Origin of the sequence: Mesorhizobium sp. B2-8-5, from assembly GCF_006440675.2 — a bacterium.
Taxonomy (GTDB): Bacteria; Pseudomonadota; Alphaproteobacteria; order Rhizobiales; family Rhizobiaceae; genus Mesorhizobium.
Map to the genome: position 1 here is coordinate 4,362,606 of NZ_CP083951.1, position 12,319 is coordinate 4,374,924.

A 12,319-nucleotide genomic window follows, 5' to 3' on the forward strand; every position below is an offset into this window, starting at 1 on the left:
CGGCCTTGTGTGAAATGCTTCACATTCGCTCGACGAGAAAGATGCCTAGAGACGGACCGTTACTGGCGGCCTGAGCTGCCGGGTCGGACAAGTCCGGCCCGGACAGCACTGGCCGACAGCTTCTGTCAGACCCTCCAACGGCCCGCCCGACCATCGGCGGGCTTCTTTTTTGGGTCATGCCCGCTCGATGCGGCATTGATAGCAATTGTTCCGGGCCGAGCGGACATGGATGTAGGCGATGTCGTCGCGCCCAAACAGCGTCCGCGCCCGGGCGGCAATCTCGCCGGTCGGCGTGACGGCGCCGCTGCCATAGACGATGCGATCGTCCTCGCCATAGCCCCTGACGATATAGTCGCTGCTTTCGAGCATCTCCGGCAGCGCATCGCCCTCGGCGGCGCGCTCGCATTCCTCGGCGTGGAGGAAGATCGGGCCGGTTTCGGCATAAGGCTGCAGTTGCGGGAACGGCCGGTAAGCCACGATCAGGTAGCCTTTGCCTGCGGCGACATTCTTCATGCAGTGCCTGCAGGGTACGCCGTCGCCGTCGGAGATGCGGTGCTCCGGGGTGCGGCCGTAGGCATCGGGCCCTCCCCGCTGCAAGGCGCGCACGGCTTCGGTCGGCAAGGCTTTGAACTGGATGCTCATGGCAGATCTCCGGTGTCGATCTCCGGAAATTATGCCTCCTCGACGATGGCTCCCACCCGATTCCTGACTGCCGGCGCGGGCATGTGAAAGAACCCGGCCGCTTTGAACAACCGGGCTCCCAATATCGACATTGTCTGCTTGAGCGTCACCGCACGAAATCGTCGAAGCGGCGCAGCGTCACGCGGCGGTTGCGCCAGTTCTCCTGCTGGGTCTGCACAAGCAGGAATTCCTCGCCATTGCCGACGGTGTCCAGCGCGAAGGCGGGCACGCCGAACTCACCCACCAGCGTCCGCTTCAGCGACGCGGCGCGGCGTTCGGAGAGGACTTGGTTCGATTCGAAAGAACCCACGGCGTCGGTATGGCCTTCGATCAGGATGCGGGCGCCACGGTCGCGCCGCAAGATGCGATGGAGCGCGTCGGCAATGATTTCGACCTTGCCGTATTGCGAAGGGGCGATGGCGGCCGAGCCGAATTCGAAATTGATCGACTGGATGTCGATCGAGCGCGCCATGCGCCGCAGATCGGGCCGGCGCTTGAACTCGCGAATGGTGACGCGCTCGTTCGGGCGTAGCTTCTTCCTGGGCGCGGCGTCGAGCTGGCGCTCGATCGTGGCAGCCGAAGGCGTGGTCGCCTGCGCGGATGCCAGGCTCGGCATGGCAATTGCCGCGATCATGGCTACGGCGAATGTACGTCGGGTCAGCATGTCTTTTCTCCTACAAGCCCGGCCTCGTAATGCGGCCGGGACAATGGCAAAGACAGTCTGAAGCGGCGATGAACGAGGCGTTCAGGCGGTGAGACGTTATAGCTTGCCGTTCGGAATTGCTTGAACGGCTTAGCCTCGCATGACGCTGGCCGAGCGCTCGGCGAAGCTCAACGGATGCACGACCTCCTTCTTCTGCGCCACCGGCGTGAAGCCGAGCTTCTGGTACAGTGGGAGAGCCGCCGGATGGTCGAGCGTGCAGGTCTGCACGGTGACGCGCCTTGGCCCATGCGCCCAGGCCGCCGAGATCGCGGCGCCAAGGAACCAGCGGCCGATGCCCTGGCCGTGCGCATGCTCCATCATGCCGAAATAGGCGAGATCCACCTCGTCCGGCAGATGCGGCTTGAGGTCGAAGAAGCCGGCGGGAGCGCCGTCGAGATAGAGCACCCTGATGTCGCGGTCCTCGCGGTGCAGGCCGGCGGCAAGCTCCTCGTCGCTCAGCCTCAGCACATTGACCCAGTGCCATTTTCGCCCAACGCGATCCATCAGATAGCGGTAGAAATGGAGCGGGATATCTTTCGTCTTCAGCAGCGCGATCTGGCGGTTGTAGGGGATTGGCGGCGAAACCGCCGGCGCCGCATGCATCTCCAGGAACGTGACCGTGACATCGATATCTTGCAGCGCGCCGTTTTCCATCATTCTTTCCCCGTCACCACCGGCGTGTCGCCGAGACCGCCCCATTCTGTCCAGGAACCATCGTAAAGCCGGTTGTCGGTATGGCCGAGCGTCTCCAGCGCCAGCGTGATCGCCGCCGCGGTGATGCCCGAGCCGCAGGACGTGACGACCGGCTTCGACAGGTCGATGCCGGCGCCCTCGATCACCTTGCGCAAGCGATCCTTGGGCAGCAGCTCGCCATTCTCGGCAAGCGCCGTGATCGGAACATTGCGCGCGCCAGGCATATGGCCCGAACGGACGCCTGGGCGCGGCTCCGGATCGGTGCCGGCAAAGCGGCCTGAAGAGCGCGCGTCGGCGATCTGGCTCTTCCGGCCGCCGACGATCCTGCGCATCTCGTCGAGCCCGACAACCCGGCCCGCGTCGAAATCGGCGTGGAAGACGCTTGGCGCGATCTTCGTCGGCTCAGCCGTCACGGGTCGCCCCTCGGCCTTCCAGCGGTCGATGCCGCCGTTCAGGATGTAGACCTGGAAGACGCCCATGACGCGGAACATCCACCAGGCGCGCGGCGCCGAGAACAGGCCTGGACCGTCATAGACGACGATCGTGTCGTCGGCTGAAACGCCCATGGCGCCGACATATTGGGCGAAGTGCTGCGGCGAGGCCAATGTGTGCGGCAGTTTCGAATCCGGATCGGAAACCGCATCCTGGTCGAGGAAGCGCGCGCCGGGAATGTGAGCGGCATCGTATTCGGCGCGAGCGTCGCGCTTTTGCGCCGGCAGGTACCAAGACGCGTCGATGATGGTGAGGCCGGGCTCGCCAAGCTGCTTTTCCAGCCAGTCGGCGTCGACGATGAAAGGGCTGTCCTGCGCCATTTTTGTTCTCCCTGCCCCGCCTCGCCTCAACGTCAATTCGCCGGTATCGATCCGAAGCGGATACGGAAGCGCCGGTTCTCGCGGCCTTTCTTCTCGATCTTGCCGATATGGATCTCGCCGACCTCGCCGGTCGACTTCACATGCGTGCCGCCGCAGGGCTGGCTGTCGATCGAACCGTTGTCGCCGATGCAGACCAGGCGGATATTGCCGGTGCCGACAGGTGGCCGCACATTCTTCGATTTCACCAGGCCGGGATTGGCGGCGAGCTCCTCGTCGGTGATCAGCCTTGTGAAGATCGGATGGTCGGCGCGCACGAGCTCCATCAGCCTCGCCGTCACATCCTCCTTGCTGAAGCCGGCGTCGGGAATGTCGAAGTCGACGCGGCTGTCGTCCTCGGCAACCGCCGCCCCGGTGATCGGAAACGGACAGACCACGGTCAGCAGGTGGCAGGCGGAATGCATGCGCATCAGAAGGTGCCGCCGCTCCCAGTCGATCAAGAGCTTCAGCCTTTCGCCGACAGCGGGCAGCGCGTGCTCCGGTGCCGGCACATGGATGATCTCGTCCTTGGTCTCGCCGGTGATGGTGGCGGCGATCGCGATGCGGCCGCCGTCGGCACGTTCGAGCATGCCGGTATCGCCCGGCTGTCCGCCCGACGTGGCGTAGAAGATTGTCCGGTCGAGCAGGATGCCGCCACGGTCGTTGACGGCGACAACCTCGGCCTCCGCCGACTTCTGATAGGCGTCGTCGCGAAACAGCGTCTCGGTCTTGCGCACCATCATGCCACCTTTTCGAACGGCACGGAAATGTCGGTCTTCTCTTCCATCCAGCCCGGCACCGGAAGATTCTTGCCGCGCAGGAACTCCGGATTGAAGAGCTTGGACTGGTAGCGCGTGCCGTAGTCGGCAAGGATTGTCACGATGGTGTGGCCGGGACCGAGCTCGCGCGCCAGCCGGATGGCGCCGGCGATGTTGATGCCGGTCGAGCCGCCGACGCAGAGCCCCTCTTCCTGGATCAGGTCGAAGATGATCGGCAACGCTTCCTCGTCCGGGATCTGGTAGGAGAAATCCGGCGTGAAATCTTCCAGATTGGCGGTGACGCGGCCCTGCCCGATACCTTCGGTGATCGAGCTGCCATCGGATTTCAGTTCGCCGCTGGTGTAGAAGCTGTAGAGCGCGGCGCCCAGCGGATCGGCGAGCGCGATCTTGACGTCCTTGCTCTTGCCCTTGAGCCCGAGCGCGACACCGGCGAGCGTGCCGCCGGAGCCGACGGCCGAGACGAAGCCATCGATCTTGCCGTTGGTCTGAGCCCAGATTTCCTGCGCGGTCGTGCGGATATGGCCGTCGCGGTTGGCGACATTGTCGAACTGGTTGGCCCAGATCGCACCGTTCGGCTCCGAGCGCGCCAGTTGCTCGGCAAGGCGGCCCGACAGCCTCACGTAATTGTTGGGGTTCTTGTAGGGGACCGCCGGCACTTCGATCAGTTCGGCGCCAAGCAGCTTGATCGTGTCCTTCTTCTCCTGGCTCTGCGTGTCGGGGATGACGATCACGGTGCGATAGCCGAGCGCCTTGGCGACCAGCGTCAAGCCGATGCCGGTGTTGCCGGCAGTGCCTTCGACGATAAGCCCGCCGGGCTTCAGGAGCCCACGCTGTTCGGCATCGCGGATGATGAACAGGCCGGCCCGATCCTTCACCGATTGCCCCGGATTCATGAACTCGGCCTTGCCGAGGATCTCGCAACCGGTCGCTTCCGAGGCTTTGTTGAGCCGGATCAGGGGCGTGTTGCCGATCGCTTCGATCACAGAACGGGGCATGCGGGATTCCTTCATGTGTGCGGCGAGACCCTAAAAACCGGAAGCCGCGGTTTCAAGGCAAGATTTTGCCTGGTCCAGTCGCATTCCGGATGGTGCAATGCTCGCGATCATTTCAACGTCATGCGCAAAACCGCTCTTTTCAACCGATTTCTCCGCCGCTAGAGCAAACCGGAACATTCGCAGGACATCCCATGGCACTCTACCGGGCCAATCCGAAAGACGGTGTCGCCTGGATCACGGGCGGCAGCAGCGGCCTTGGCCGGGCGTTGGCCAAGGATCTCGCCAATCAAGGCTATGCCGTCGCGGTGACGTCGCTGCCGGAAGATCCAGCCGACACGCTGATCGTCGAAACGGCGCAGATGTCCGGACATGTGAAGTCCTTTCCCTGTGACGTGACCGACGAGCAGGGCATGGCGCGCGCGGCCGCCGCGATCGAAGAACAGATGGGGCCGATCGTGCTTGCCGTCTTCAACGCCGGCAACTATATCGCCACACCCGGCGAGAACCTGGTGGTGCGCGATTTCCATCGCTCTTTCGCCGTGAACTATTTCGGCATCGTCAACGGCGTGGTGCCGGTCGTCGAGCATATGCGCGTACGCGGACGCGGCCATGTCGTCCTGGTCGGATCGGTCACCGCCTATTGCGGCTGGCCGACCACGGCGGCCTATGGCGGCACCAAGGCCGCGATCAACATCCTGGCGGAGTCGCTGAAATACGACTTCGACAAGATGAACATCCGCGTTCAGGTCATCAATCCGGGATTCGTCGACACGCCGCTGACCGAAAAGAACAAGCTGCCGATGCCGGGCCTCATGCCTGTGCATCGCGCGTCACGCCGCATGGCGCGCGGCATCAGGAAGGGCGGCTTCGAAGTCACCTTCCCGTACCACGTAAGCTTGCCCCTGAAACTGCTCAGCCTGCTGCCGCGGCCGATCTGCCGGTTCGTCATTGGTCTCACCACCCACTGGTGGGGGCGGCCATTGCATTTCGACCGCAGGCTGCCCGGCAAAAAAGATCCGCCCGGCGACAAGGCGACATAAGCCGGCGAAACGGCAATTGCCTGCCGGCGGGGACGGCCATAGGTTGAGAATCATTGCTTGGAGACTGTAATGGGGCGGCGGATCGTGCTTGCAGTGTTTGGCCTTGCAGTCGTCCTGGTCGCCGGTTTCGTCCTTGGCCCACGCGTGTCGGTCGATACGACGATCCGTTTCAATCCGTCGGCGATCGGCGACGATCCGCAGGCCTATCTGGCGCGTGAAGAGGCTGCCGTGCCCCACATCCGCGACGGGCTCGACAAGGAGATCATCTGGGCGAACCCGATGGTCCATGCCAAGACGCCCTTGGCCATCGTCTATATCCATGGCTTTTCCGCCTCGAAGGGCGAGGTCCGCCCCTTGCCGGACGACATTGCGGATGAACTGGACGCCAACCTCTTCTACACGCGCCTGACCGGTCACGGTCAGGACGGCGCGGCAATGGCGCAAGGCAGCGTCAATGCCTGGATCAACGACTATGAGGAGGCGTTGGCCATCGGCCGCGCCATCGGCGACAAGGTGATCGTCATCGGGACCTCGACCGGCGGCTCGCTCGCGGCGTGGGCCGCAACGCAGCCGGGCGCTTCGGACGATGTCGCCGCGATCGCGTTCATATCGCCCAACTTCGGCGTCAAGGCCTCCGGCGCCGAGTTGCTGACCATGCCCTGGGGCGGGCAACTCGCCGATCTCGTTGGCGGCAAGGAGCGCAGTTTCCCCCCGCGCAACGCGCTCCACGAAAAATTCTGGACCACCAGATATCCGATGAAGGCGGTGCTGCCGATGGCCGCGCTCACGGAACTCGCTTATGGCGCGCCGGTCGAGAAGGCGACGATCCCGGCCCTGTTCATCTTCTCGTATTCCGACAAGGTGGTGCGACCCGACCGGACGCGCGAGATTGCCGGACGCTGGGGAGCTCAGCACGAGCTGGTGCCGGTCGACGATACCGGCGATCCGGACAATCACGTCATCGCCGGCGATGTGCTGTCGCCGCAGACCACGGCCTTTCTCACCCAGCGCATCGTGGTGTGGGTGAAGGCGCTGATGCAGCAGCAGTCAGGCCAGTGAACTCGGGCCAGTGAAATGAAAAACGGCCGAAGCATCGCTCCGGCCGTTCCTGTTCGCGTGGTTCTGCTGGGCTTAAGCGGCCCGGTTCGCCGGACGCTTGCCGCCGAAGCGGCGCTTGTTGTTGCCCTTGAAGCGCTTGAAGCCGTCAGGCTTGCTCGAGCCATTCGGCTTGGCGGCAGCCGGGCGTTCGCCCTGCGGCTTCGGAGCGCGTTCGCCATGAGGTTTACCGCCGAAACGCTTGTTGTCGCCACCGTTGCCAGGGCGGCGGCCATCGCGACGGGCGCCGTGATGTTCGCGATCATTGGCCGGTTCGAAATGACGCTCGGTCTTTTCCCTGGGGTCGCGCTGCGGATCCGGGCTGCCGAGATGGTCGGCAACAACCGGCAGCTTCATGCGGATGATACGCTCGACCTGCCGCAGCTTGGCGTTCTCCGAAGGATCGCAAAGCGTGATCGCAATACCGTCCCTGCCGTTGCGGCCGGTGCGGCCGATGCGGTGGACGTAGCTCTCCGCCTCGTCCGGCAGGTCGAAATTCACGACATGGCTGATGCCGGGCACGTCGATGCCGCGTGCCGCGATGTCGGTGGCGACCAGGATGCGAACCGAGCCGTCGCGGAAATCGTTGAGCGCCTTCTGGCGTGCATTCTGCGATTTGTTGCCGTGGATGACGGCAGCCTCGAAACCGTCACGGGCCAGGTCCTTGGTGACGCGGTCGGCGCCATGCTTGGTGCGCGAGAACACGATCACCGAGCGCATTGCCTCGTCGGCGAGCATCTTGGACAGCACCTGGCGCTTCTGCTTGGTGCGGGCGAGCACCACACTCTGCACGATCTCGACTGCCGCGGTGCTTTGCGGCGAAACTTCGATGCGGACGGGGTTCTTCAGCAAGCCCTTGGCAAGCTCTGCGATCTCATCGGGCATGGTGGCCGAGAACAGTGCCGTCTGGCGGTCCGGCGCGGTCGCCTTGGCGATGCGCTTGACGTCGTTGATGAAGCCCATGTCGAGCATGCGGTCGCCCTCGTCGAGGACGAGCCATTTGGTGTCGGCGAGGATAAGGTCGCCCTCGCGCACCAGGTCGGTCAGGCGGCCGGGCGTGGCGATCAGAATGTCGACGCCGGGCGCAACCTTCTTCACCTGGCTGAAGCGCGAGACGCCGCCGAGCACCAGCGCGGTCGAGACATGCGCGCCCTTGGCGAGGATCTTGATGGTGTCCTCGATCTGCACGGCGAGCTCGCGCGTCGGCGCCAGGATGAGCGCACGCGTCGTCTTCGGCCGGCGCTTGGTGCCGAGCCCGATGATCTTGGACAGGATCGGCAACGCAAAGGCCGCGGTCTTGCCGGAGCCGGTCTGGGCGATGCCAAAAATGTCGCGGCCTTCCAACTGCGGCGGGATCGCCTGCATCTGGATCGGCTTGGGATCGGCGAAGCCGGCGGCATGAGTGGCCTTCAGCAACGCGCCCGAAATTCCAAGTGCGGCGAAACCATTCAGTTCCGCCATGTTTTCGTTGGTCAAAATATTCTTCTTTCACGCGGCCTTGTGGCCGCAAACATCAATGGCGGCAGGGCGCAACCTGCCGTCGGATAAATTATCATGGAACGACAAGGCGGCGGACGATCGTCCGCGCGGCTGCGCTGTCGTGCCCGCAAGCATCATGCCTCGGGGCTTTTTCGCCAGCTTGCCGATCGACCAGGGCCGATTTGCCGGAAAGAGGGAAAACAGACGCAACCAGTCTCATTCGTCGAGAAGGCCGGATTCGTTCCCGGCCCAAGCGCCTATGCCGCTGCATATGGCCGAGTCCGGCCCGAAATGCAAGGGGCTTCATGTTGCAGTGCAACAAAAATGAGGGCGCTTGCGCTCCCCTATCCTGGCGATTACCACAAATCACTTATCCGTTTTGGGGACCAGCGATGAAAGACGTGCTGAAGGAACTCGAGCGCCGCCGCGAGATTGCCCGCATGGGCGGCGGCAAGGACCGCATCGAGGCGCAGCACAAGAAGGGCAAGCTCACCGCTCGCGAGCGTATCGAGGTCTTCCTCGACGAGGGCTCGTTCGAAGAGTTCGACATGTATGTCGAGCACCGGTCGACCGATTTCGGCATGGAGAAGACCAAGATCGCCGGCGACGGCGTCGTCACCGGCTGGGGCACCGTCAACGGTCGCCCGATCTATATCTTCGCCAAGGATTTTACCGTGTTCGGCGGCTCGCTGTCGGAGGCGCATGCGGAGAAGGTCATCAAGGTCCAGGAGATGGCGCTGCGCAATCGCGCGCCGATCATCGGCCTCTATGACGCCGGCGGCGCGCGTATCCAGGAAGGCGTGGCGGCACTCGGCGGCTATGCGGAGATCTTCCAGCGCAATGTGCTTGCCTCCGGGGTCATTCCGCAGATCTCGCTGATCATGGGTCCCTGCGCCGGCGGCGACGTCTACTCGCCTGCCATGACCGATTTCATCTTCATGGTGCGCGACACCTCCTACATGTTCGTCACCGGGCCGGACGTGGTAAAGACAGTGACCAACGAGACGGTGACCGCCGAAAGCCTCGGCGGCGCATCCGTCCACACCACCAAGTCCTCGATCGCCGACGGCGCCTATGACAACGACGTCGAGGCGCTCTTACAGATGCGCCGGCTGGTCGATCTGCTGCCGGCCTCCAACACCGCCGAAATTCCCGAGGTCGAGTGCTACCAGTCGGTGACGGACCACGACCTGTCGCTCGACCGGCTGATCCCGGACAATGCCAACAAACCCTATGATATCAAGGAACTGATCCTGAAGGTTGCCGACGAAGGCGATTTCTTCGAGATCCAGCAGAGCTTTGCCAAAAACATCGTCACCGGCTTCGGCCGGGTCGACGGCCGCACGGTGGGCTTCGTCGCCAACCAGCCGATGGTGCTGGCAGGTGTGCTCGATTCCGACGCCAGCCGCAAGGCGGCGCGTTTCGTGCGCTTCTGCGATTGTTTTTCTATTCCGATCGTCACCTTCGTCGACGTGCCGGGCTTCCTGCCGGGCACCGCGCAGGAATATGGCGGGCTGATCAAGCATGGCGCGAAGCTGCTCTTCGCCTATGCCGAGGCGACCGTGCCGAAGATCACCGTGATCACCCGCAAGGCCTATGGCGGCGCCTATGACGTGATGGCGTCGAAGCATCTGCGCGGCGACATGAACTATGCCTGGCCGACGGCACAGATCGCCGTGATGGGCGCCAGGGGCGCGGTCGAGATCATCTATCGCAAGGACATCGGCGATCCAGAGAAAATCGCCGCGCATACAAAGACTTACGAGGATCGCTTCCTGTCGCCTTTCGTCGCCGCCGAACGCGGCTATGTCGACGAGGTGATCATGCCGCATTCGACCCGGCGCCGCGTCGCGCGGGCGCTGCGCATGTTGCGCAACAAGGACATGCAGAATCCCTGGAAGAAGCACGACAACATTCCGCTGTGAGAATGCCTCCTCCATCAGCCGAGAGGAAAACAACCGCTAGCATGAGCGCGGAGACGAAATGCGAATAACACTTGCGGCCCAGGGCCTTATTCCGTGCAAGGGCTATGGCGGCATCCAGCGGCAGGTCGAATGGCTGACCACGGAGTTGGTCAAGATGGGGCATCAGGTGACGCTGATCGCCGGCCCGGGGTCGTCGCATCCGATGTGCGAGGTCCGCCACGCGGTCACCAATGACGAGTGCCGCGCGGCCGTTCCCAAGGACGCTGACATCGTCCATCTCCATGCCTGGAAGGTCGAGGTGCCCTTTCCGACGCTCAATACCGAGCGCGGCCACCTGCCGGACTATCCGAGGCCGCAGCCGAACTGGAGCTTCATCAGCGCCCGCCATGCCGAGCTGCATGGCCGCAAGACCTTCGTCTACAACGGCTTTCCGGTCGATGCCTATCGCCTGGCGCCGTCGAAGAACGAACATCTGTTTTTCATGGCGGCCATCGCGCGGGCCGGAAAGGGTCTCAACCGCGCGGTGGACCTCGCGAAAAAATACGATTTCAAGCTCGATATCGCCGGCGGCTCGCGCTGGAAGCTGCTGGGCCGCAGCAAGACCCGCCGCGAGGGTGTCTTCTTCAAAAGCCTGTCGTCCCGCTTCCGCTATCACGGCATGGTCGATGGCGAACCGAAGGTGCGCCTGCTGGGCGAGACCAAGGCCTTTCTGAACCCGATTTCGTGGGAAGAGCCATTCGGCAATGCGCCGGTCGAATCGATGCTGTGCGGCACGCCGGTCCTCACGACGGCACGCGGCGCGCTGCCCGAAACCGTCGATGCCGACACCGGCCGTTTCTTCGACACGGATGAGGAGTTTGCGCGCGGCTTCGGCGAAATTGGCGGTTTGCCAGCGCAAAGATGCCGCGAATCCGCGGCAGACAGGTTTCCGATCGAGAAGGCCGCAAAAGCCTATGTCGAGCTCTACCACCGCATTCTTGATGGCGAAGCGCTTCCGTGACAAATCATGCAGGCATTTCCCGTCGGCGATGGCCGTTCCGGATCGAGAAGGTATCGCGCATTGCGCCCCATCCTGGTTTTCTGTCTGCCGGCGATCGGTGACTTCATCCGCTGCCACGCGGCTATCCAGATCATCGCCGAGAGATCCCCGGGGCAGCCGATCGATATCATCACCTCGAGGATCGCCGCGCCGCTGGCGCGGCTGATGCCGCATGTTCGCAAGGTCTGGATAGCGGAGAAGGACTGGAAGCCAGGGCTGAAAGAGCGGGCGCGCCTGTCGCGAAAACTGCGCGAAGAGGATTATCAGGCGGCCTATATGCTCACCAGCAGCACCAAAGCTTCGCTGGTGCCGTGGCTTGCCGGAATACCGGAGCGCGTTGGCTATCCGCGCGAGTTCCAGTTCGGCATCGTCAACCGCCTGCCCGCCGGCTGGCTGAAAGCGATGGTGGCCTTCGGCCCGCGCAAAACGCGGCTGGCGGAACAGGTCTGCGCAATCGCACGTCTCGGCAAAAGGCCAGCCGAAGACGGGCCGTTGCCGGCTCCGCAATTGGTGGTCTCCGCCGAGGAGCTTTCCGGTTGGCGTCGGCGCAATGGCGTCGACCCGGACAGGCCGGCGCTCGCGCTTTACACTTCGGATTTTGCCAACAAGCGCTCATGGCCGATCGAACGCTTCGTCTCGATCGCGCGCGACCATGCTGCCCGCGGTTGGTCGGTTTGGCTGATCGGCGGGCCGCGCGAGCGGCAGGCCGCGGCGGAAATAAAGGCGCGACTGCCTGAGGCGATCGATTTCACCTCCACACCCGATATTGCGGAAGCGATGTGCCAGATCGCGGCCTCGACCGTCTTTCTCGGCGTCGACGGCGGCATTTCCCATGCCGCCGGCGCGCTGGGCGGTCCGTGCGTGCTCATCTACGGTTCGAACCGAGCCTATGTGCACGGTCCGGTCAACGGGCAGGTGATCTTCCTCGAGCCGCCGATTTCGACGCCGGGTTGGGTGGAGAACACGCGCGCGGTGACCGAAGACAGGGTTCGCGAGGCGCTCGCGGCAGCGATCCGAAAAAACGCGCCGCAATTCGCCTGAC

13 protein-coding genes are annotated in these 12,319 nt (G+C 63.8%); 6 read left to right on the forward strand and 7 right to left on the reverse strand.

Features of this window, described 5'->3' with window-relative positions; translation table 11 throughout:
• Positions 1-174 precede the first annotated feature (174 nt).
• The 6 genes from FJ430_RS21210 to FJ430_RS21235 all read right to left on the reverse strand — a co-directional run bounded on the left by FJ430_RS21210 (position 175) and on the right by FJ430_RS21235 (position 4,699).
• Entirely contained in the window at positions 175-642 is a 468-nt protein-coding gene (locus FJ430_RS21210; RefSeq protein WP_140708862.1) for a DUF1203 domain-containing protein, read from the reverse strand.
• Positions 643-787: 145 nt separating this feature from the next.
• Positions 788-1,345, reverse strand: coding sequence for an OmpA family protein (locus FJ430_RS21215; RefSeq protein ID WP_140708860.1), 558 nt, complete (start codon positions 1,343-1,345; stop codon positions 788-790).
• 129 nt (positions 1,346-1,474) lie between these two features.
• The gene (locus FJ430_RS21220; protein ID WP_140646287.1) at positions 1,475-2,038 is read right to left on the reverse strand and encodes a GNAT family N-acetyltransferase; all 564 of its coding nucleotides are present in this window, start codon (positions 2,036-2,038) and stop codon (positions 1,475-1,477) included.
• The gene (gene sseA / locus FJ430_RS21225; protein ID WP_140708858.1) at positions 2,038-2,889 is read right to left on the reverse strand and encodes a 3-mercaptopyruvate sulfurtransferase; all 852 of its coding nucleotides are present in this window, start codon (positions 2,887-2,889) and stop codon (positions 2,038-2,040) included. The genes FJ430_RS21220 and sseA overlap by 1 nt, the downstream gene beginning before the upstream one ends.
• A 32-nt stretch (positions 2,890-2,921) precedes the next feature.
• On the reverse strand, positions 2,922-3,668 hold the full coding sequence (locus FJ430_RS21230) for an alanyl-tRNA editing protein (RefSeq protein WP_413467795.1): 747 nt from the start codon (positions 3,666-3,668) through the stop codon (positions 2,922-2,924).
• Positions 3,665-4,699 (reverse strand): cysteine synthase A, encoded by a 1,035-nt coding sequence (locus tag FJ430_RS21235; protein WP_140708856.1) that lies wholly within the window; start codon positions 4,697-4,699, stop codon positions 3,665-3,667. The genes FJ430_RS21230 and FJ430_RS21235 overlap by 4 nt, the downstream gene beginning before the upstream one ends.
• A gap of 191 nt (positions 4,700-4,890) precedes the next feature.
• Between FJ430_RS21235 and FJ430_RS21240 the strand changes: the two genes are divergently transcribed.
• Together FJ430_RS21240 and FJ430_RS21245 are read left to right on the forward strand one after the other, a co-directional pair.
• Positions 4,891-5,739: an SDR family NAD(P)-dependent oxidoreductase gene (locus FJ430_RS21240; RefSeq protein WP_140657192.1), complete on the forward strand. Its 849-nt coding sequence runs from the start codon at positions 4,891-4,893 to the stop codon at positions 5,737-5,739.
• Positions 5,740-5,808: 69 nt separating this feature from the next.
• A complete protein-coding gene (locus tag FJ430_RS21245; RefSeq protein WP_140708854.1) occupies positions 5,809-6,798 on the forward strand; it encodes an alpha/beta hydrolase in 990 nt (329 codons plus the stop codon).
• A 72-nt stretch (positions 6,799-6,870) separates the two neighbouring features.
• Here the strand turns inward: FJ430_RS21245 and FJ430_RS21250 are convergent, their stop codons facing one another.
• Entirely contained in the window at positions 6,871-8,295 is a 1,425-nt protein-coding gene (locus tag FJ430_RS21250; RefSeq protein ID WP_140708986.1) for a DEAD/DEAH box helicase, read from the reverse strand.
• On the opposite strand from FJ430_RS21250, the gene FJ430_RS21255 reads away from it, so the two are divergent.
• The 4 genes from FJ430_RS21255 to waaF all read left to right on the forward strand — a co-directional run bounded on the left by FJ430_RS21255 (position 8,294) and on the right by waaF (position 12,318).
• On the forward strand, positions 8,294-8,641 hold the full coding sequence (locus FJ430_RS21255; protein WP_140646259.1) for a hypothetical protein: 348 nt from the start codon (positions 8,294-8,296) through the stop codon (positions 8,639-8,641). The two genes, FJ430_RS21250 and FJ430_RS21255, sit on opposite strands and share 2 nt — an antisense overlap.
• 64 nt (positions 8,642-8,705) lie before the next feature.
• Positions 8,706-10,238, forward strand: a complete 1,533-nt coding sequence (locus FJ430_RS21260; protein WP_140708852.1) for an acyl-CoA carboxylase subunit beta — start codon at positions 8,706-8,708, stop codon at positions 10,236-10,238.
• 58 nt (positions 10,239-10,296) lie between these two features.
• Positions 10,297-11,238, forward strand: coding sequence for a glycosyltransferase (locus FJ430_RS21265; protein WP_140708850.1), 942 nt, complete (start codon positions 10,297-10,299; stop codon positions 11,236-11,238).
• Positions 11,239-11,244: 6 nt separating this feature from the next.
• Complete coding sequence (waaF, locus tag FJ430_RS21270; protein ID WP_226891816.1) at positions 11,245-12,318, forward strand: lipopolysaccharide heptosyltransferase II; 1,074 nt, start codon at positions 11,245-11,247, stop codon at positions 12,316-12,318.
• The last annotated feature ends 1 nt before the right edge of the window (position 12,319 follow it).

What these genes read in the sequence shown, in the direction of transcription:
- FJ430_RS21210 (WP_140708862.1), bottom strand. Translation starts at nt 642, where the DNA reads ATGAGCATCCAGTTCAAAGCCTTGCCGACCGAAGCCGTGCGCGCCTTG.
- FJ430_RS21215 (WP_140708860.1), bottom strand. Translation starts at nt 1,345, where the DNA reads ATGCTGACCCGACGTACATTCGCCGTAGCCATGATCGCGGCAATTGCC.
- FJ430_RS21220 (WP_140646287.1), bottom strand. Translation starts at nt 2,038, where the DNA reads ATGGAAAACGGCGCGCTGCAAGATATCGATGTCACGGTCACGTTCCTG.
- sseA (WP_140708858.1), bottom strand. Translation starts at nt 2,889, where the DNA reads ATGGCGCAGGACAGCCCTTTCATCGTCGACGCCGACTGGCTGGAAAAG.
- FJ430_RS21230 (WP_413467795.1), bottom strand. Translation starts at nt 3,668, where the DNA reads ATGATGGTGCGCAAGACCGAGACGCTGTTTCGCGACGACGCCTATCAG.
- FJ430_RS21235 (WP_140708856.1), bottom strand. Translation starts at nt 4,699, where the DNA reads ATGCCCCGTTCTGTGATCGAAGCGATCGGCAACACGCCCCTGATCCGG.
- FJ430_RS21240 (WP_140657192.1), top strand. Translation starts at nt 4,891, where the DNA reads ATGGCACTCTACCGGGCCAATCCGAAAGACGGTGTCGCCTGGATCACG.
- FJ430_RS21245 (WP_140708854.1), top strand. Translation starts at nt 5,809, where the DNA reads ATGGGGCGGCGGATCGTGCTTGCAGTGTTTGGCCTTGCAGTCGTCCTG.
- FJ430_RS21255 (WP_140646259.1), top strand. Translation starts at nt 8,294, where the DNA reads ATGTTTTCGTTGGTCAAAATATTCTTCTTTCACGCGGCCTTGTGGCCG.
- FJ430_RS21250 (WP_140708986.1), bottom strand. Translation starts at nt 8,295, where the DNA reads ATGGCGGAACTGAATGGTTTCGCCGCACTTGGAATTTCGGGCGCGTTG.
- FJ430_RS21260 (WP_140708852.1), top strand. Translation starts at nt 8,706, where the DNA reads ATGAAAGACGTGCTGAAGGAACTCGAGCGCCGCCGCGAGATTGCCCGC.
- FJ430_RS21265 (WP_140708850.1), top strand. Translation starts at nt 10,297, where the DNA reads ATGCGAATAACACTTGCGGCCCAGGGCCTTATTCCGTGCAAGGGCTAT.
- waaF (WP_226891816.1), top strand. Translation starts at nt 11,245, where the DNA reads ATGCAGGCATTTCCCGTCGGCGATGGCCGTTCCGGATCGAGAAGGTAT.